We start from the raw sequence: 19105 nt of genomic DNA, 5'->3' as shown, positions 1-19105 counted from the left end.
GACAGCATTCACCCCAGAGGAATGCGCGAACTACCTCGAAAATTCAGGCTATCGAACCTAATGCCATCACGCTTTAGAGCCTTTCCCGTTCCGATGGAATCGGAACGGGGCTCTAGGTTTTTGTCTTGACGCGTTTTCTTCACGCGAACCGGTATCCACTTCGCTCGAAAACGCTCTAACGCGCGCGGCCGCTTACGGCTCGCCGGGCTGCGGTGAGGATCTCAGCAAGCGGCGCAATGCCGGGCTCGCGGCGCGGCGCAGCTCCTCGATGTTCTTCTTCGAGATTGCCTGCAGCTTCTGCTCGCCCTTCGCCGTCAGCTTGAGCTGAACCCGCCTGCCGTCCTCGGGATCGGTGACCCGGCTGACCAGCCCGAGCTTGGCCATGCGATTCATCAATTCGACGGCGGAGTGGTGCCGTATCAGCAGAAAGCGGGCGATATCGCCGACGCTCGGAGGGCCGGGCTCGACGAAGCCCTTGATCCCGAGCAGCGCCTGATGCTGCTGCGGCGTCAGCCCGGCCTTGCGGGCTCCCTCTTCGCTGAACGCGAGAAACGTCCGCAGCTCGAAGCGAAACTGCGCCAGCGCCCGGTAGTCCACCGTCGCGGCCACCGCGTTCCGTTTCGTGGTCGCGCCTGGCGTTCGTCGCTGCTTGGCCTGAGGCATGCCGTCGTCCCGTCGCTGGTTCGCTCCGCCGGACGGCAGAAGCCTACGCGACGCTAGCAAGCCCGCGCCGGGCGGACCATCCTACCGGCAGCCTTTGCACTTATGTTTTCAACGGTTTGACTGTCGCACCGGGCAGTCCGGCAAGGTCACGGCTGCGGCCAGTGATCGTAGCTCGAACTCAATATCTTCAGGAGCACGATCTGGAAGGCGACCGGAATCCGCGGGCTTCTGCGGCGGATCGACTTCTCCAGCGCCTCGGTGATCTCGCTCTTGGTGAGATGCCCGGCCGAGGCCCGCTCGACCAGACCGCCCCAGACTTCGGACAGCGACTTGCCGGTATGATGCGGCGCCGGGATCGAGATCCCGCGCGAGGCGGCCCAATCGATGATCTCGCGCATGGTCTGCCGGCCGCAATTTCGCGCCGTCGATAGATGGCGTGCGGTGAGCAGGCGCAGCAGATCGTCCGGCGGCGTCCAGCCGACCTTCGGCGGCACGTCGTCGGTCAGTTCGACCGACAACTCCTTCAGGACGTTCATCGCGCGGATGCTCAGGCCGCCCGATGGCTCGGCGCCGCCGTCCGCGGTGACGGCGTGCTCCGCGGTATTCGCGCTGCGACTTGAAGGCTCGTGGATCATCGCCCCTTCACTTACAGGACCCGCACCCGGGCGGTAAACCCTCGATACATCGTGGAACGACATTAATTCTATCGTAGGCCGATATGATTCGACGAAAGGTGACATTGACTAAATATCCCGGTGGGGAATTGTAGCTGCGACGGGCTGCTCCATCGCAGCCGGCGCATCCAGCCGCCGATCGATCCGATCCGGCGACCAATGAACATGCGCGCCAACAATCAATATAATTGGAGGATATCGAGCGATGAGCACCAAGGATTTTCGGCCGGGCAGCGCATTCAACGTCTCGCGTCGCACCCTGCTGCAGGCCGGCGCCGGACTGATCGGCGGCACCGTGCTGCCGGCCTCGATCGCATCACAAGCATTCGCCGAGGACAAGCCGGCGATCGGGACCTTCCCCGCCGGCACGTCCGGCTCTTCCGCCTTCATCGGCATCTCGGTGCCGCGCACCGGCACCTACGCGGTGCAGGGCGAGGATGAATTGAAGGGCTATCAGCTCGCGATCGAGCACATCAACAGCGGCCACGAGCTGATCAAGAAGATCTCGCCGAAGACCTCAAAGGGCGTGCTCGGCAAGGAATTGAAGTACGGCGTCGCGGATTCCGCGGCGAAGCCGAACGAGGCGGTGCAGGCGCAGCAGCGCTTCATCTCGGAGAACAAGGCGGTGATGATCACCGGCGGCACGTCGAGCGCGGTCGCGGTCGCGCTGAACAAGCTGGCGCAGCGCGAGAAGGTGATCTTCGTCTGCGGCATCTCCGGCTCCAACGACACCACCGGCAAGGATTGCGTGCGCTACGGCTTCCGCCAGAACTTCTTCGGCCAGACCGCCGCGGCGGCGATCGCGCCGGTGCTGATCAAGCAGTTCGGCAAGGGCAAGAAGGCCGCCTACCTGACGCCGGACTACACCTACGGCCACACCGTCACCAAGTCGATGCAGGACTTCCTCGCCCAGGCGGGTTGGACGACGGTCACCAATCAGGTATCGCCGCTCGGCGCCCCCGACTATTCGTCGTACCTGCTCAACGTCGCGAACTCCGGCGCCGACGTGCTGATCAACGTCAACTGGGGTCACGACGCCGTGCTGTCGACGCAGCAGGCCAAGCAGTTCGGCGTGCTCGACAAGATGAAGCTCGTGGTGCCCTACCAAGTGCCGTTCATCGCCCGCGAGACCGGCGGCCTGATGCAGGGCGTCTACGCCGCGACGGATTATTGGTGGACCATCGAGGACAAGTATCCGCTGGCCAGGCTGTTCAACGACACCTTCGAGAAGAAGTTCGGCTACAAGCCGGAATGGGGCGCCGAGAACGCCTATGTCAGCTTCGCGCACTGGGCCCGCATGGTCGAGGAAGCCGGCAGCTTCTATCCGCCCGATGTCATCAAGGCCTATGAGAAGGGCGAGACCATCCCCTCGCTGGTCGGCGACGTGCATTACCGCCCCGAGGATCACCAGTGCGTCCGTCCCGTCATCATCGTCCGCGGCAAGATGGAAAAGGAGATGAAGAACAAGGAGGACTATTACGAGGTGGTCGAAATCGTTCCCGGCGACGGCCTCATGCAGAAGCCGGACGCGTTCGGCTGCCATCTCGGCGATTACACCTGATCGACGTGGGACGACTCGGCGCCGTGGGCGGGGCGACCCGATCCGCGGCGTCGCTTTGTGTCGGAACCTATCCTCCATTGACCGGGCCAACTGAACGCACGCCATGATCAACTGGCCAAATTTCGTCTCGCAACTTTTCAACGGGCTGGCGCTCGGCGCGCTGCTCGCGCTGATCAGCTCCGGACTGACGATCATCTACGGCACGCTCGGAGTGCTCAACCTCGCCCACGGCGCCATGTTCATGATCGGCGGCTACGCCGGATACGTGGCCTATTCCTACACCGGCTCGTTCATTCTCGCGGTGATCGCGGGCTCGCTGTTCGTGATGGTGCTCGGGGTCGCGATGGAGCGGATCATCATCCGCCACTTCTACCACCGCCCGCATGAGGACCAGCTCTTGGTCACGTTCGGACTCGGCATCTGCTTCGTGGAGATCGTGCGCCTGATCTTCACCAGCCAGTCGCAGGTGGTGCCGCCGCCGGCGATGCTGCAGGGCATCACCTCGCTCGGCTTCCTGTTCTACCCGACCTACCGGCTCGCCGTGGTCGGCATCGTCGCGGTTGCGCTCGGCGGATTGTTCCTGGTCCTCTACCGCACCCGGCTCGGCATGATCGTGCGCGCCGGCATCGAGGATTCGGTGATGGTCGATTCGCTCGGCATCAACGTCTACCGCGTCTTCATGATCGTGTTCGGCATCGGCGCGATGGCCGCGGGCTTCGCCGGCATCATCAACGCGCCCGTGGTGTCGCTGACGCCGGGTGTCGGTGACGACATCCTGGTCGAGACCTTCGTGGTGGTGGTGATCGGCGGCGTCGGCTCGTTTCCCGGCGCCATCCTCGGCGGGCTGATCGCCGGCGAGATCATCAGCATCACCTCGATGTTCAACCCCGGTTACGCCTACGTCATGCTGTTCGCGGCGATGACGCTCGTGCTCGTGCTCCGACCGCACGGCCTGCTCGGCATGCAGGGCCGCGAATGACGACGGATCCCAAATGCTGAAGCAGCGCCCATATCTGATCGAATTCCTGACCGCCGCGGGCCTGGTCCTCGCGCCCTTCGTGCTGCCGTGGCTCGGCTTCGCACCCAACACGGTGAACCGGATCCTGGTCTGGGGCCTGTTCGGCCTCGGCTTCGACATCCTGTTCGGCTTCACCGGCCTGCTGTCGTTCGGCCAATCGGCCTTCTACGGCACCGGCGGCTTCGTCGCCGCTTATTTGCTGACCCGCGCCGGCTTCCCGTATGTCGTGCTCGCGCTCGTGATCGGCATGATCGCGGCGGCCGCCACCGGATACCTGATCGGCCTGATCGCGCTGCGCCGAACCGGCATCTACTTCGCGATGATCACGGTCGCGATCGCGGAGGTGTTCTTCTTCGTCGAGTTCAATCCGCTGTCGGACTTCACCGGCGGCGAGAACGGGCTGCCGGGCGTGCCGACCCCGAGCTTCAATCTCGGCTTCACCACGCTGCACTTCACCACCGGCTGGTCGCTCTACCAGTTCCTGGCGCTGTGCTACTTCATCGGCGTCGTGATCGCGCTGCGCATCGTGCGCTCGCCGGTCGGCGCCGTGTTCAGTGCGATCCGCGACAACCCGCTGCGCGCGACCGCGGTCGGCCACAACATCCACGGCTACAAGCTGACCGCCTTCGTGATCGCCGCCGCCTATGCCGGCTTTGCCGGCGGCTTGCTCGGCGTGCTGCAGGCCTTCATGCCGCCCGACGCGTTCACCTTCGACACCTCGGGCCAACTCGTGATGCAGACCGCGATCGGCGGCCGCGGCACGCTGTTCGGGCCGCTGGTCGGAGCCGCGGTGTGGCTGTCGCTGCAGGACTTCCTGCAGGCGGCGCTCGGGCTCGGCGCAGCCTGGAAGCTCGTGCTCGGCATCGTGTTCGTTCTGCTGGTGTGCTTCCTGCGCCGCGGCATCATCGGCGGGCTCGCCGATCTCTATGGCCTGCTGACCGGACAGCGCGGCGCGCGCGAGCCGGACGAGAGCGAGCCGCAGGTGGTCGCCGTCGCAAGCACGCCGCACGCCGCGGTAACCGCCCCGCCGACGCCTGTGCGGCCCCGCCCCGAGGGAAGTCCCTCGGGTCCGATCCTCCAGGCCAAGGGCCTGACCAAGCGCTATGGCGGCCTGCTCGCCAACAGCGACATCGACTTCACGGTCAATCACGGCGAACTGCGCGGCATCATCGGCCCCAACGGCGCCGGCAAATCGACCTTCTTCAAGATGCTTACCTGCGAGGTGCACCCGACTTCCGGCACCATCATGTTCGAGGGCCGCGACATCACCGGCATGAACGTCACCGACGTCTGCCAGCTCGGCCTGACCAAGAGCTACCAGGTCAACCAGCTGTTCGCGGGGCTGACCGTGCGCGAGAACCTCGTGATCGCGGCGCTGTCCGGGCTTCGCGGCAAGTTCAAGCTCGACTTGTTCCGCAGCATCGACAGCATCCCCGGCCTGTCCGAGCGCGTGCAGCACACGCTCGAGCTGGTCAATCTCACCTCGCGGCCGGATACGCCGGTCTCCGAGCTCGCCTATGGCGAGAAGCGGCGGCTGGAGATCGGGCTGGCGCTCGCGACATCGCCGAGCCTGTTGCTGCTCGACGAACCCTTGGCCGGCATGAGCCCGCGCGAGCGCGTCGAGACCGTGAAGCTGCTGAAGTCGATCAGCCAGGGCCGCACCATGATCATCATCGATCACGACATGGATGCGCTGTTCGAGCTCGCCGAGCGCGTCACCGTGCTGCAGGAAGGCCGCGTGCTGGTCGAGGGAACGCCGGAAGAGATCAAGAACAATTCGACCGTCCAGGAAGCCTATCTTGGCGGCGTGCATGGAGAGCTCGCTGCATGAGTTTGCTCGAGGTCAACGGACTGAACAGCTATTACGGGGATTCCCACATCCTGTTCGACGTCTCCTTGCGCGTCGAGCGCAACGAGGTGGTGGCGCTGCTCGGCCGCAACGGCGCCGGCAAGAGCACGACGCTGAAGAGCCTGATGGGCGTCGTCACCCCGCGCCGCGGCTCGGTGAGATTCGACGGCGTCGACATCGCCGGCAAGAAGAGCCACAGAATCGCGCAGGCCGGCATGCAGCTGGTTCATGAGGAGCGCCGCATCTTCGGCAGCCTGAGCGTCGAGGAGAACCTCGTGATCGCCGGCCTGACCGCCTCACAGCGCTGGCCGCTCGAGCGCATCTACGAGATGTTTCCGCGGCTCCGGGAGCGGCGCGGCAACCGCGGCACCGACCTGTCGGGCGGCGAGCAGCAGATGCTGGCGATCGCACGCGCGCTGGTGCGCGATCCCAAGATCATCCTGCTCGACGAGCCGTTCGAGGGACTGGCCCCGGTGATCGTGCGCGACCTGATGAGGGCGTGCCGCGATCTCGCCGAGGCCGGACAGACCATCGTGCTGGTGGAACAGAACCTCGCTGCGACGCTGGCGCTGGCGCAGCGCATCTACATCATCAACAACGGACACATCGTCCATGAAGGGCCCGCGCAGGAGATCAAGGCGCAGCCTGACGTGCTGCAACGGTATCTCGGGGTGTAGAGCGAACCCGCCACCGCGGGCGCGCCGCCAAAATATCGAAAACAACCCCATGCAAAGGAGCCGGCGGCTGCCCGCGTTCGACAAGGCGGCTTGACTCGTCGGGCAACTCAGGGATATATTTCTAATATTCAGAAATCGTGCGAGCACCTCTGGCCCGCAAGCTGCGTTTGTTGGGAAAGGACCGTGCCGCCTTCCCGACTGCCGTTCGATCCAATCTCGTCATGGACGCGTTCAGCCTGCCAGCGCCGCGATCATGCGTCTGGCATGATCGGCGAGCACGTCCATCTCCTCCTTGCGGGTCTGCGCCGGCAGCAGCGCGACGCCTTCCTTCACCGGCATCACATGCATGTGCAGATGGAAGACCACCTGCCCGCTGGCGGGCTCACTGAACTGCTGGATGATGATGCCGTTGGCGGCAAACGCCTTCATCGCGGCGATGGCGATGCGCTTGGCCGTCCGCGCCACCGCGGCAAGGTCGTCGTCCGCGATGTCGAGGATGCCGCGCGCGGGCGCCTTCGGAATCACCAGCGTATGTCCCGGCGAGCGCGGCATGATGTCGAGAAACGCAAAGGTCCGGTCGGTCTCATCAACCTTGAAGCTCGGGATCTCGCCGCGGAGGATTTTTGCGAAGATGTTCTGGTCGTCATATCCCGTCATGGTCACGCGTTCCGGATCGATCATTTGAGACGTCGACCGTGCGCGCGGGCAACGCGCGGCGCAAGCCATATCGACGCCGCATCGACCATCGGCTAACAACGCGCAATGAGCACCGCACCTGAACATGGCAGCCAGACCGTCGAGAGCGCCCGGCGCGCGCTCGCCGCGCGCCTCAGGGACGTCAGCGGTGACGATGCCGAGCTCGACGCGCGGCTGCTGACCGGCGCCGCGCTGGGGCTCGACCTGACCGGCATGGTCACCGGCGCCAGGCGCACGCTGACGAAGGACGAAGCGGATCGCGTGGAGGCCCTCGCACGGCGCCGCCTCGCCGGCGAACCGGTCGCGCGCATTCTCGGCATCAAGGAGTTTTGGGGACTGCCGCTGCATCTCTCCGCCGCCACGCTGGTGCCGCGTCCCGACACCGAGACCGTGGTCGAGCGCGCGCTCGAACTGCTGCGGGCCGACGGTGCGGCCGACCGCGCGTTGCGGATCGCCGATCTCGGCACCGGCTCCGGCGCGATCCTGCTGGCGCTGCTCTCGGAACTGCGCCACGCGCATGGCTTCGCCACCGACATTTCGGCGGACGCGCTTGAGACCGCGAGCCGGAACGCCACCGCGCTCGGGCTCGCAGATCGCACCACATGGATCCAGTGCGATTATGCCAGCGGGCTGACCGGCACGTTCGACCTGATCGTGTCCAATCCGCCCTACATCCCCTCAGCCGACATCGCCGATCTCGACATCGAGGTGCGCGCGCATGATCCGCGCGCGGCGCTCGACGGCGGCGCCGACGGGCTCGACGCCTACCGCGCGCTGATTTCGCAATCTGCGGGTCTTTTGAGCTCGGATGGATTTCTGGTTGTGGAAGTCGGACAGGGCCAGAGCGGCGACGTTGAAGCGCTGATGACGGCTTCGGGGTTATCCCCAACGGGGCCGCCCAGGACCGATCTGGGGGGCATTCCGAGGGCCGTTTCCGCCCGCCGGCCGCCCCGATAAAGTCCTATTGGAACGCAAAAAAACCTCTTGGAATATCCCCGGGGAACGACTACGTTCCGGGCACAACATCGGTGCTGGCCCCGTAAACCGTTACGGGTGATGACCAGGGTTCAGCAGAGCCCGCCGATCGAAAGGTTCCAGGAACGCAGGTCTCACAGAGCGCAATAGCCGAAGCTGTGCTGCTCTCGACCGCCAAGCGAACGAAAGCCTGTTATTGCGCTTGAAGACTTACGCACGAGAGCTGGGCCTGTCTCGACGGGCGGAATGATTTGGTCGCTGGCGCGATCTGCCGGCGGTTGGGGAACGCGTATTTGCTGAACGCGACTTTGCTGAACGAGATGGTCAGCGACATCGAAGCCACTTCGAACGGTATTGCGATTCCGTGCGCCTAGGCGCGCGTCGAATCGGACTTTGCAAATCGGACTTCTGAGAAATCGGACTGTGGACTGCAATAACTTCAGGGCTGGAATAAAAGGCGACAGATGAGAAACGGTCAGAACAACAAGCGGATGCGCAACCGGAATAACAACAACAATAATAACAACAATAACCGGCGCGGCCAGAATCCCCTGACACGGGTGTACGAATCGAACGGACCCGACATCAAGATCCGCGGCACGGCCTCCCACGTTGCCGAGAAATACGTCCAGCTCGCGCGCGATGCACGCTCCTCCGGCGATCCGGTAGCAGCCGAAAACTACTACCAGCACGCCGAGCACTACTACCGGATCATCGCGGCCGCACAGGAGCAGTTCCGGCAGAATCAGCAGCAGCCGCGCCCCGATGCCGAACCGGTCGCGACCGAGGACGGCGACGACGACAGCGACGGTTACTCGAGCTTCGGCCAAGAGCCGGGCTTCGTGCCGCAGCAGCAGCAACCCTTCATGCGCGACAACGGCCAGCAGCCGTACCAGCGCGAGCAGCAGCAGCCGCGCGAGCACCGCGAGCGTGACCAGCAGCAGCCGCGTGAACACCGCGAACGCGAGCATCGTCCGCAGCCGCAATACCAGCCGCAACCGCAGAACCAGCCGCAGCCCGCGATGGCCGATGCCGGCGGCGTCGATCGCCTGCCCTCGTTCATCACCGGCGGCGCGCAGCCGCAGGTCAACGGTGGCGCCTATGAAGGCAACAACGGCGGTGCTGCCGAACGCGGCGAGCGCAGCGAGCGTTTCCCGCGCCGCCGCCGCCGTCCGCATGGCCCGCGCCCCGACATGGCGACGCAGCCCGCGCCGAGCGACGACTTCAATCCGGGCAACGAGTAAACGCGCCGCGCAGCCACCCTGCCCTGGAGGGGGAGGGTCGGCTCACATGAGCGCAGCGAATGTGAGACGGGGTGGGGTGATCTCTCAACACGGGTAGTGCCCGCGCGGAGAGATCACCCCACCCCGTTACGCATTTCGCTACGCTTCATGCGCAACGACCCTCCCCCTCCAGGGGAGGCTGAATGATCCGCGTCACGGCTGCGTCGTCTTACTATTCCGAGTGACTCGATTTGCGCGTCGCCGTCGAGGACGGCACCAGCACCGGCCGCAATGACGGGATCAGTTGCGTGCGCTCGCGGCGCGCCGGGATCGCGCGATACACCTGCTTGCTCGCTTCCACGATATGCACGCCGGCAAACGGCATCGACAGCGCCGCGCCGACGCGCTCCCACGCCATCGCCGAGCGCAGGAACCAGCTGCCCTGCACCGGCGGCATGAACAGCGCCTCGCCCCATGACGCCGGCGTGAACCAGGTCTGCCGCAACAGCTGGGTGATCTGCGCCCGCGAATAGGGCCGGCCGTGGCCGAACGGCGTGGCGTCGGTGCGCGTCCAGACGCCGCGGCGGTTCGGGATGATCGCGATCAGTCGCCCCGACGGCGACAGCACCCGCCACACCTCGCGCAGCAGTCGCTCTGGATCGTCGGACATCTCCAGCGCATGCACCAAGAGCACGCGGTCGACCGCGGCATCCGGCAACGGCATCGAGAATTCGTCGATCAGGGTCGCCAGCGCCGGCCGGCCGGTCGGCCATTTCAGCACGCCCTGGGCCGCCGGCATGAAGGCAATGCAGCGCTCGCAGGTATCGCGGAACAGGCCGAGGTAAGGCGTCGGATAGCCGAGCCCGAGCACACGCTGGCCTTCCGCGTTCGACCACCGTGCACGGATGCCGCGGTTGATCAGCTGCCGCGCCACGATGCCGAGGCGCTGCGAATAGAAGTCGCGGAGGTCGATGACGTCCATGATCGCTAGCCTACCATGCCCCCTGCCGCCGGGGTGCGCGGAAAATTGCGTTGCCGCCGGAGCGTTAACGCCATATTTCACACCTATATTGGGCGCGTTAAGAGCATGATCCGAAAAAGTGGCCACCGGTTTTTCGAAAAGATCATGCTCTGAAATGCCCGTCCCGTTTGTTCGTGGAGACATCATGACCGCCGAAATTCGCACCTTCAGCTGCCTCACCGACAATTTCGGGTACCTGATCCACGATCCCGCCACCAAGGCGACGGCATCGATCGACGCGCCGGAGGCCGGCCCGATCATTAAGGCGCTGGAGCGCGAAGGCTGGACGCTGACCGACATCCTGATCACCCATCACCATGGCGACCATGTCGGCGGCGTCGCCGAGTTGAAGCAGAAATACGGCTGCCGCGTCGTCGCCCCGCACGACCAGTCGGCGAAGATCGCCAATGTCGATCTGCGCGCCGCCAATGCCGACGTCATCAAGGTCGGCAGTCTCCTGGCCCGCGTGGTGGAAACGCCCGGCCATACGCTCGACCATATCTCCTACGTGTTCGACAGCGAGAAGGCGGTGTTCGCCGCCGACACGCTGTTCTCGATCGGCTGCGGCCGGGTGTTCGAAGGCACCTATCCGATGATGTGGGATTCGCTTTTGAAGCTGCGTTCGCTGCCGGACGATTTTCGTCTGTATTGCGGCCATGAATACACCGCCTCCAACGTGAAATTCGCGCTCACCATCGAGGCCGACAATCCGCATCTGCAGGCGCGTGCCGAGGAAGTGACGAAGCTGCGCGCCGAGAACAAGCCGACGATCCCCGTGCTGCTCGGCGACGAGAAGAAGGCCAACGTGTTCCTGCGCGCCGACGAACCTGCGGTCGCGGCCAAGCTGCACATGAAGGGCGCCGACCCGGCGCTGGTGTTCGGTGAACTCCGCGAGCGCAAGAACAAGTCATGATGGCCGACCTTTCGGCTGCCGACATCATCGCGCGGCTCGACCTGAAGCCGCACCCGGAAGGTGGGCATTATCGCGAGACGTTTCGCGACGAGCGCACTGACGCCAATGGACGCGCGCATTCGACCGCGATCTATTTCCTGCTCGCGCGCGGCGAGCGCTCGCACTGGCACCGCATCGACGCCGTCGAGATGTGGCACTATTACGCCGGCGCGCCGCTGACGCTGAAGATCGCAGAGGACGGCGGCTTACAGCAGTCGATCATGCTCGGGGGCGATGTCGCGCGCGGCGAACAGCCACAGGCGATCGTGCCGGCGGGCGCCTGGCAGGCCGCGGAAAGCAGCGGCGACTGGACTCTGGTCGGTTGCACGGTTGCACCGGGATTCGAGTTCGCGAAGTTCGAGCTGGCACCGAAGGGCTGGGAGCCGGCTTCTTAGGTCTTCTTCCCGTCATCCTGAGGTGCGAGCGGAGCGAGCCTCGAAGGATGAATCGGCCACACGGAGGGGGCCGTCGACCCTTCGAGACGGCCGCGTTGCGGCCTCCTCAGGGTGACGGTGAAACAGGCTTCGCTCTGCCTATCCTACTTTCTCAACACCATGTCTTTCGCCGCGATCAGCCCGCCACCGGCGATCAGGATCGCGGCGATGGCGATGTTGGCGCTCGGCTTGGCAAAGCCGGCTGCGATCAGGAACGCGGTCGAGAGCAGCGGCGTGGCGTAGGATGCCGCGCCCAGCACGCGGATGTCGCCGCGCTTCATGCCGATGTCCCAGGCGAAGAACGCCGCGCCCACCGGACCGATGCCGAGCGCCACGACGGCGAGCCATTGCAGCGGTGTCGCGGGCCACACCGTGGTCTCCACCATCATGTGCACGGCTGCTGCGAGCACCGCCGTCGCAAGACAGAAGCCCGCCACCGCATCTGTCGGCACCGCCTTGAGCCGCCGCGACATCACCGAATAGGCCGCCCACACGAACGCCGCGACAAACGCCGCCACAAAGCCTGGAATTTGCTCCTTGGTGAAGGCGCCGGTATTGCCGGCGAACAGCAGCACGGTGCCGACCAGGCCAAGCAGCGCGCCGACGATGTGATGGATCGCAAGCCGCTCGCCCGGCAGCAGCGACGAGAACAGCACGATCAAGAGCGGCCAGAGATAGTTGAGCAGGCCGGCCTCGGCCGGCGGCGCGAACCGCAGCGCCAGGAAATACAGCGCGTGATAGCCGAACAGCCCGCCGACGCCGACGACCCAGGCGACCAGCGGCTGCTTCAAGGCGCCGAAGGCCGACGGACGCAACAGGAAGCTTGCGAACGCGAACGCGGCGCCGATCGCAAACGTCATGGCGGCGAGCTGGAAGGCCGGTATCGCCCCGGTCGCAACCGTCATGACCGACAGCAGCGACCACATCAGGATGGCGGTCAGTCCGACAAGGGTGGCAGTTCGGGTCGTCATTGTCTTATCGTTGCGAGTCAAGGCCGGCACCGGCACATCGTTCTATCACCGTCATCCCCGCGCAAAGGCTTCGCCTTTGTCGCTGGAGGTGCTCGCGTAGCGAGCCTCGAAGGATGCACGGCCCCGCAGCCGCCGCGAGAAAAGACCTTGTGTGCGGAAACACCCGGGCCGTCGATCCTTCGAGACGCGCGTTCGCGCTCCTCAGGATGACGGATTACAGTTCCGAGTGGCCGCCGACAACAGCCCTGCTGATGAAAAGCGCGAAGCAATCCATGCGGCGTCATACCGGCGTGGATTGCTTCGTCGCTAGCGCGAACGCCTGCGTTTGTCGCAGGCAATGAATGTAAAGGCGACTAGGCGTGATACTGGCCGCCGTTCACGGTCAGCGTCGAGCCGGTGATGAAGCCGGCGTCGTCGGCCGCGAGGAAGACCACAGCGCGCGCGATCTCCTCGGGTTCGCCGAGCCGGTTGACCGGAATCTGCGGGATCACGTTCTTCTCGAGCACGTCCTTCGGCACCGCCTGCACCATCTCGGTGTTGATGTAGCCCGGGCAGATCACGTTGACGGTGATGCCGCCCTTGGCGTTCTCCAGCGCCAGCGCCTTGGTGAAGCCGATATCGCCGGCCTTCGCCGCCGAGTAGTTGACCTGGCCGAACTGGCCCTTCTGGCCGTTGATCGAGGAGATCGAGATGACGCGGCCGAACTTGCGGGCCCGCATGCCCTCGATCACCTGGCGCGTCATGTTGAACAGCGAGCCGAGGTTGGTGTTGATGACGGCATTCCACTGCTCGAGCGTCATCTTGTGGAAAGCGGTGTCCTTGGTGATGCCGGCATTGTTGACGAGCACGTCAACCGGGCCGAGATCGGCCTCGACCTGCTTCACGCCGGCCGCGCAGGCGTCGAACGATGAGACGTCCCACTTGTAGACCGGAATCCCGCTCTCCGCCTTGAACTTCTCCGCCGCGGCGTCATTGCCGGCGTAGCTTGCCGCCACCTTGTAGCCCGCCGCTTTCAGCGCCTTGCTGATCGCAGCTCCAATACCGCGCGTTCCGCCCGTCACCAATGCAACACGTGCCATGTCCGTTTCCTCCTTGGCCGTCTTTTATAACCGGATAACTCCGGCCTACGCACTCACAACCAAGCGCGATGAGATCGTCGCGCTTCAGCTCCCTTTTTGAGCATGATCTGTTCGGAAAACCGCGTCACACTTTTCCGGATCATGCTCGCGTAAAACAAAAATGCCCGGCGCAAAGCCGGGCATCTTTTCTATCAGTTCGCGCCGTGGTTGACAGATGATCTTTTCATCACCTAGCCGGCCTCGCTGCCTCTTGTTCAGTCGCGTGCAACGCACATAGCGATGCCCATGCCGCCGCCGATGCACAGCGTCGCGAGGCCCTTCTTGGCATCGCGCTTCTGCATCTCGTGCAGCAGCGTCACCAGCACGCGCGCACCCGACGCGCCGACCGGATGGCCGATCGCGATCGCGCCGCCATTGACGTTGACCTTCGCCGGATCCCAGCCGAGGTCCTTGTTGACCGCGCAGGCCTGCGCGGCGAACGCCTCGTTGGCCTCGATCAGGTCGAGGTCGGCGATGTTCCAGCCGGCCTTCTTCAGCGCCGCGCGCGAAGCGGGGATCGGGCCGGTACCCATGATCTTGGGGTCGACGCCGGCCTGGCCCCACGAGACGATGCGGGCGAGCACCTTCTTGCCCTGCTTGGCGGCTTCCTTGGCGGTCATCAGCACGACGGCGGCGGCGCCGTCATTGATGCCCGAGGCGTTGCCGGCGGTCACGGTGCCGTCCTTCTCGAAGGCGGCGCGGAGCTTGGCCATCGCATCGAGCGTGGCGCCGTGACGCGGATACTCGTCGGCGTCGACCACGATGTCGCCCTTGCGGGACTTGATGGTGACCGGAACGATCTCGTCCTTGAACCTGCCGGCCTTCTGCGCCGCCTCGGCCTTGTTCTGCGACCCGACCGCGAACTCATCCTGCTGCGAGCGGGTGATCTGGTACTGCTTGGCGACGTTCTCGGCCGTGTTGCCCATGTGGTAGCCGTTGAAGGCGTCCCACAGGCCGTCCTTGATCATGGTGTCGATCAGCTCCAGGCCGCCCATCTTGACGCCGCCGCGCAGATACTGCGCATGCGGGGCCATGCTCATCGACTCCTGGCCGCCGGCCACGACGATCGACGAATCGCCGTTGAGCAGCGCCTGGTAGCCGAGCGCCACCGTGCGCAGGCCCGAGCCGCAGAGCTGGTTGACGCCCCAGGCCGGGCTTTCCACCGGGATGCCGGCCGCGATCGAGGCCTGGCGGGCGGGGTTCTGGCCCTGCGCCGCGGTCAGGATCTGGCCCATGATGACTTCGGAGACCTGACCACCCTCAATGCCGGCACGCTCCAGCGCCGCCTTGATGGCGATCGCGCCGAGGTCGTGGGCCGGCGTGGTGGCGAACGCGCCGTTGAAGCTACCGACGGGGGTGCGGGCGGCGCTGACGATGACGACATCGTCTGACATGGACATCTCCTATGGTTGTAGCTGGGTTTCTCGACGGCGGGCGGCCGGTTGGCGGGCCTGTCTCTTGGTGACTATCCTGTAAACCTCGCCGGGACATGTCAATCGCGCTGACGCGCAAATCGCGCCGCGACGCACTCAAAATGACGCCCTTGGCACATTCCTGAGCAAATCCTATGCTTTGGAATTAACCGCACAGCACAAAACGGTAGCCGAACCGCTTTGAAAATGCTTACCTTTGCTGCGATGCGTTGCATTTTGCCCTGCGGCGATGCCGTGGGGTTCCAGGTTCTTCGGTGTTGAAGTGAGAGCCCATGGCAAAATCTGAACAACCGACCACGATCAAGAAATACGCGAACCGGCGGCTCTATAATACCGGTACGAGCACCTACGTGACGCTCGAGGATCTCGCGGCGATGGTGAAGGAAGGCGAGGATTTCCTCGTCTACGACGCGAAAACCGGCGACGACATCACCCGCTCCGTGCTCGCGCAAATCATCTTCGAGCAGGAGAACAAGGCCGGACAGAACCTGCTGCCGACCACGTTCCTGCGCCAGCTGATCCGGTTCTATGGCGACAGCATGCAGATGGTGGTGCCGAAATATCTCGAACAGTCGATCGAGACGCTGACCAAGGAACAGGAGAAATTCCGCAAGCAGATCGCGGGTGCCCTGAGCGGCACGCCGTTTGCGCCCTTGGAAGAGCAGGTCCGCCGCAACATGGAGCTGTTCCAGCAGACCTTCTCGATGTTCAAGCCGTTCGTGCCGCAGCGCGGTGGCGCTGAAGCCGAGAAGGTGCCGGAGCCCGCGCCTGACGACGGCAACATCGACGACCTGCGCCGCCAGATGAAGGACATGCAGGAACGCCTCGAGCGCATGTCGCAGCCGGCGAAGAAGGACGAGTAGGGCTTCGCTTCCGCGCGGTGCGTTCAGCGTCGTGATCCGTCACCCCCGCGCAAAGGCTTCGCCTTTGTCGCTGGAGGAGCGCGCAAAAGCGCGCGTCTCGAAGGGTCGACGGCCACCAGCCGGGCCGTGCATCCTTCGAGGCTCGCTCCGCTCGCACCTCAGGATGACGGGTCTTGCAGCGCAGGCCGACTAACCCGCAGCCGGCACCGTCTTCTCCGCCGGCGCGTTCCAAGGCCGGTCCGGCGAGGCGAGGCCGATCAGGCGGCCCTGGATGAAGTCGCAGCCCCATTCGCGCAGCATCACGGCGGCTTCCTCGTCCTGCACCCATTCGGCGACCGTCTTGATCTCAAGCCGGCGCGCGAGATCGATCAGCGTCTGCACGAAGGCGCGGTCGTCGGCCGAACGCACGATGTTCTGCACGAAGGCGCCGTCGATTTTGACAATGTCGACGCCGAGCTTGCGCAGGTTGCGGAACGAGGTGTAGCCGGCGCCGAAATCGTCGATCGCGATCCGGCTGCCGAAATTCTTCAGCCTCGTGACGAAGCCGCGGACGTCGTCGATGTCCTGGATCGCGACCGTCTCGGTGATCTCGACGATCAGCCGCTCGCCGACGCCGGGATGCGCGCGCATCAAGGATTCGATGGTGGCCCACCAGTCCGGATCCATCGTGGTGTCGGGTGAGATGTTGAGGCTGAGCTGTACGCCCGGGGCCGAGGCGAGCTCTGCGATCGCAAGCTCCAGCACGCGATGATCGACCAGCCGGATCAGGCCGAGCCGCTCGGCGACCGGCACGATGTCGGGCGCCAGCAGCGCCCGGCCGTCGTCCTGCTCCATCCGGACCAGGCACTCGTAGAACGAAGGCTGCCGCGAGCGCGCATCGACCACCGGCTCGAAGCCGATCACGATGCGGCGCTCGTTCAGCGCGGTGACGATCTCGTCGGTGACGCGGATGTTGACGCGGCGCTGCGCATCGCGCTCGACATTCGGCTTCCACAGCGCGAACGATCCGGCGCGGCGGCTCTTGGCGGCGTCCAGCGTCTCCTGGGCGCGATTGACCGCCTCCTCCGCCGACTTCGCATGGCGCGGGATGGTGACGGCGCCGATCGATGCCGTCACCGACACCGGGCCGGACTTGGTCGGCACCACTTCGTCGCGCACCGCGGCAAGGAATCGCTCGGCCGCGACGTTGGTATCGTCGACGGTGCAGTTGCGCAGGATCAGACCGAACTTGTTGCCGGAGAAGCGGCCGAGCATGTCGCCGCTGCGCAGCCGGGCCCGAATCCGCTTCGCCACCTCGGCGATGACGGCGTCCGCGACGTCGAAGCCGAACGCATCGTTGACGCGCGCCAGATGATCGATGCCGATCAGCATGAAGGCGCAGGAGGTGCGGAAGCGGGCGCACTCCTCGATGCTCTCGGCGAGCGAGGCGATCAGATGGGTGCGGTTGAGCTCGCCCGTCAGCGGATCGTGCCGCGACAGCTTCAGCAGCTGCTCCTCGCGGGCATGCCGCTCATTGTTGATGCGGACGACGCCCTCAACGCGCGCCGGCCGGCCGTCGGCGCCGGCAAACCAGCAGCCGGTCTCCTCGATCCAGATCACCGGCGCCGAGGTGACGGCCCGTACGCCATACTCGATCCGGTAAGGCACCGGCTCCCCGCTCCGCGCCGGTCCGGTCTGGCCGAGCGCGTCGACGCGAATGGTGCGCGACGGCTCGATCAGCTTTGCGAGCTCACTGCCGCTCGCAAGCGCCGCGTCCGGGATATCAGGGAAGACCGTCGCCACATTGTCGCTCCAGGCGATCGCGTCGCTCGCCAGGTCCCAGGCGAATGTCGCTTGGCCGAGCGAGGCGAGGATGCTGGCAGCTGGCGGGACAGGGGGCATCGAACATGTCTCGATTTGGGACGGCACCCGGTGATTCTGTACGCTCTCAAGATAGTGGTTCCGGCGAATCCAACGCTAGGAGAAGTTGATAAATAATCTGGAAACCACGTTTTCGACTGCCGCGGAACGAACTGGGGATGGCGGGCATGACCCTTGCCATGAGGGTGTTGCAGAGGGACGCAACGTCCCAGACTATGACGCTCCAACGGGTCGCAGGCGATGCTCGATATCGATCAGTCAAAGGTCCTCGACGGCGAGTTCACCGACACTGCCGGGGTGACCGGCACGGCTCTGGTGCCGCTGGCCGTGACCACCCATTGGGCACCCAAGATCCCGCTGCCCCACGGCGACCCTTCATTCCTGGCTCACTTGATCGCAACTGCCGCACACGAGCCGCAGACGCGCGGGTTGCGGCGTGGGTCATTGGCCGACGCGCAGACCGCCTACGGCCCGCACATCGACGAACGCCGCAGCGTTGCGCGGCGCACCCGGCAGATCATCTAAAGCGTGATGAGATTAGGTCGAACCGGATCGGCAACGGAGGTTCACCTCTCCCTTGGGAGAGGTAAAGCGAGCACACAGCCAACCCGATTCGATCTAAGCTCATCGCGCTCTAATCAGCGAGCCCTGACCGGCCGGTTGCCGTGGCTGTCCTGCGGCACGCCGCGGCGCGGCGACATGTGGGAATGAATGCCGAGCCAGCGCCCGTCAGCCTGACGCGCGAGGATGATGGTCGCCCGCCCCGGCCGATCGAAGCGGCTGCCGTCCGCATCGAAGCCGGTGCTGGTCCACGGCGTGATCACCGTCGCCATGCCACCATCGCCGCTGATCAGCACCTCCGTATGCGCGAGATCGAAGGCGAAATCCGCGGTGCGGGGCCAGACGTTATCCCACTGCATCTCGGTCCAGCGCGCGCGGCCGTGGATCAGCTCCTGATAGGTGCCGAACGAGATGATGTCCGAATGCCAGAACGGACGGGCGGCAGCATAGTCGACCGCCCTGACGCAGGCGGCGAACCGTTCAAGCCAGTCGAAGATCGATCGGGTGGTCGTCGGATCGGCGATCGGAAGGGGTGTCTCTTCGCTCATGACCTCCC

At 65.1% G+C, this 19105-nt stretch carries 19 protein-coding genes; 10 read left to right on the top strand and 9 right to left on the bottom strand.

Translation table 11 applies throughout. From position 1 onward, the window contains the following. Positions 1–192: 192 nt before the first annotated feature. Positions 193–663 carry a MarR family transcriptional regulator gene (locus tag QMZ05_RS25505; protein WP_353703250.1) on the bottom strand — a complete coding sequence of 157 codons (471 nt, stop codon included), beginning with the start codon at positions 661–663 and terminating at the stop codon, positions 193–195. Positions 664–809: 146 nt separating this feature from the next. Then, on the bottom strand, positions 810–1298 hold the full coding sequence (locus QMZ05_RS25500; RefSeq protein WP_353703249.1) for a hypothetical protein: 489 nt from the start codon (positions 1296–1298) through the stop codon (positions 810–812). A gap of 244 nt (positions 1299–1542) precedes the next feature. Here QMZ05_RS25500 and QMZ05_RS25495 point away from each other — a divergent pair, with 244 nt between their 5' ends. From QMZ05_RS25495 to QMZ05_RS25480, 4 genes are all read left to right on the top strand, one after another. Continuing rightward, positions 1543–2898: a substrate-binding protein gene (locus QMZ05_RS25495; RefSeq protein ID WP_353703248.1), complete on the top strand. Its 1356-nt coding sequence runs from the start codon at positions 1543–1545 to the stop codon at positions 2896–2898. Between the two features lie 103 nt (positions 2899–3001). Further along, positions 3002–3877 carry a branched-chain amino acid ABC transporter permease gene (locus QMZ05_RS25490; protein WP_353703247.1) on the top strand — a complete coding sequence of 292 codons (876 nt, stop codon included), beginning with the start codon at positions 3002–3004 and terminating at the stop codon, positions 3875–3877. Between the two features lie 13 nt (positions 3878–3890). Further along, positions 3891–5747 carry a branched-chain amino acid ABC transporter ATP-binding protein/permease gene (locus tag QMZ05_RS25485; RefSeq protein WP_353703246.1) on the top strand — a complete coding sequence of 619 codons (1857 nt, stop codon included), beginning with the start codon at positions 3891–3893 and terminating at the stop codon, positions 5745–5747. Continuing rightward, entirely contained in the window at positions 5744–6442 is a 699-nt protein-coding gene (locus QMZ05_RS25480; RefSeq protein WP_353703245.1) for an ABC transporter ATP-binding protein, read from the top strand. Before QMZ05_RS25485 ends, QMZ05_RS25480 begins: the two co-directional genes overlap by 4 nt. Positions 6443–6673: 231 nt before the next feature. On the opposite strand, the gene QMZ05_RS25475 is transcribed toward QMZ05_RS25480, so the two are convergent. Next, positions 6674–7099 (bottom strand): HIT domain-containing protein, encoded by a 426-nt coding sequence (locus tag QMZ05_RS25475; protein WP_353703253.1) that lies wholly within the window; start codon positions 7097–7099, stop codon positions 6674–6676. A 105-nt stretch (positions 7100–7204) separates the two neighbouring features. Between QMZ05_RS25475 and prmC the strand changes: the two genes are divergently transcribed. Next, positions 7205–8095, top strand: coding sequence for a peptide chain release factor N(5)-glutamine methyltransferase (gene prmC, locus QMZ05_RS25470; RefSeq protein WP_353703244.1), 891 nt, complete (start codon positions 7205–7207; stop codon positions 8093–8095). Between the two features lie 482 nt (positions 8096–8577). Then, positions 8578–9357, top strand: coding sequence for a DUF4167 domain-containing protein (locus QMZ05_RS25465; RefSeq protein WP_353703243.1), 780 nt, complete (start codon positions 8578–8580; stop codon positions 9355–9357). A gap of 211 nt (positions 9358–9568) precedes the next feature. Here the strand turns inward: QMZ05_RS25465 and QMZ05_RS25460 are convergent, their stop codons facing one another. Continuing rightward, positions 9569–10318: a class I SAM-dependent methyltransferase gene (locus QMZ05_RS25460; protein ID WP_353703242.1), complete on the bottom strand. Its 750-nt coding sequence runs from the start codon at positions 10316–10318 to the stop codon at positions 9569–9571. A 184-nt stretch (positions 10319–10502) separates the two neighbouring features. Between QMZ05_RS25460 and gloB the strand changes: the two genes are divergently transcribed. Both gloB and QMZ05_RS25450 read left to right on the top strand, forming a co-directional pair. Next, positions 10503–11270, top strand: coding sequence for a hydroxyacylglutathione hydrolase (gene gloB / locus QMZ05_RS25455; RefSeq protein ID WP_353703241.1), 768 nt, complete (start codon positions 10503–10505; stop codon positions 11268–11270). Then, positions 11270–11704 carry a cupin domain-containing protein gene (locus QMZ05_RS25450; RefSeq protein WP_353703252.1) on the top strand — a complete coding sequence of 145 codons (435 nt, stop codon included), beginning with the start codon at positions 11270–11272 and terminating at the stop codon, positions 11702–11704. Before gloB ends, QMZ05_RS25450 begins: the two co-directional genes overlap by 1 nt. A 143-nt stretch (positions 11705–11847) precedes the next feature. On the opposite strand, the gene QMZ05_RS25445 is transcribed toward QMZ05_RS25450, so the two are convergent. The 3 genes from QMZ05_RS25445 to QMZ05_RS25435 all read right to left on the bottom strand — a co-directional run bounded on the left by QMZ05_RS25445 (position 11848) and on the right by QMZ05_RS25435 (position 15226). After that, positions 11848–12714 (bottom strand): EamA family transporter, encoded by an 867-nt coding sequence (locus QMZ05_RS25445; RefSeq protein WP_353703240.1) that lies wholly within the window; start codon positions 12712–12714, stop codon positions 11848–11850. A gap of 353 nt (positions 12715–13067) precedes the next feature. After that, positions 13068–13793 carry an acetoacetyl-CoA reductase gene (gene phbB / locus QMZ05_RS25440; RefSeq protein WP_050425845.1) on the bottom strand — a complete coding sequence of 242 codons (726 nt, stop codon included), beginning with the start codon at positions 13791–13793 and terminating at the stop codon, positions 13068–13070. A gap of 254 nt (positions 13794–14047) precedes the next feature. Further along, a complete protein-coding gene (locus QMZ05_RS25435) occupies positions 14048–15226 on the bottom strand; it encodes an acetyl-CoA C-acetyltransferase (protein WP_353703239.1) in 1179 nt (392 codons plus the stop codon). 311 nt (positions 15227–15537) lie between these two features. On the opposite strand from QMZ05_RS25435, the gene phaR reads away from it, so the two are divergent. After that, entirely contained in the window at positions 15538–16128 is a 591-nt protein-coding gene (gene phaR / locus QMZ05_RS25430; RefSeq protein WP_050630721.1) for a polyhydroxyalkanoate synthesis repressor PhaR, read from the top strand. A 189-nt stretch (positions 16129–16317) separates the two neighbouring features. On the opposite strand, the gene QMZ05_RS25425 is transcribed toward phaR, so the two are convergent. Then, on the bottom strand, positions 16318–18009 hold the full coding sequence (locus tag QMZ05_RS25425) for a bifunctional diguanylate cyclase/phosphodiesterase (RefSeq protein ID WP_353703238.1): 1692 nt from the start codon (positions 18007–18009) through the stop codon (positions 16318–16320). 219 nt (positions 18010–18228) lie between these two features. Here QMZ05_RS25425 and QMZ05_RS25420 point away from each other — a divergent pair, with 219 nt between their 5' ends. Continuing rightward, on the top strand, positions 18229–18513 hold the full coding sequence (locus QMZ05_RS25420; RefSeq protein ID WP_353703237.1) for a hypothetical protein: 285 nt from the start codon (positions 18229–18231) through the stop codon (positions 18511–18513). A 113-nt stretch (positions 18514–18626) separates the two neighbouring features. Here QMZ05_RS25420 and QMZ05_RS25415 read toward each other — a convergent pair whose 3' ends face one another. Next, complete coding sequence (locus tag QMZ05_RS25415) at positions 18627–19097, bottom strand: nuclear transport factor 2 family protein (protein WP_353703236.1); 471 nt, start codon at positions 19095–19097, stop codon at positions 18627–18629. Positions 19098–19105: the final 8 nt, after the last annotated feature.

Origin of the sequence: Bradyrhizobium sp. INPA03-11B, assembly GCF_040446015.1 — a bacterium.
Taxonomy (GTDB): domain Bacteria; phylum Pseudomonadota; class Alphaproteobacteria; order Rhizobiales; family Xanthobacteraceae; genus Bradyrhizobium; species Bradyrhizobium macuxiense_A.
Note: the sequence above shows the minus strand (reverse complement) of the source record. Positions and strands in the feature narration are given on the sequence as shown.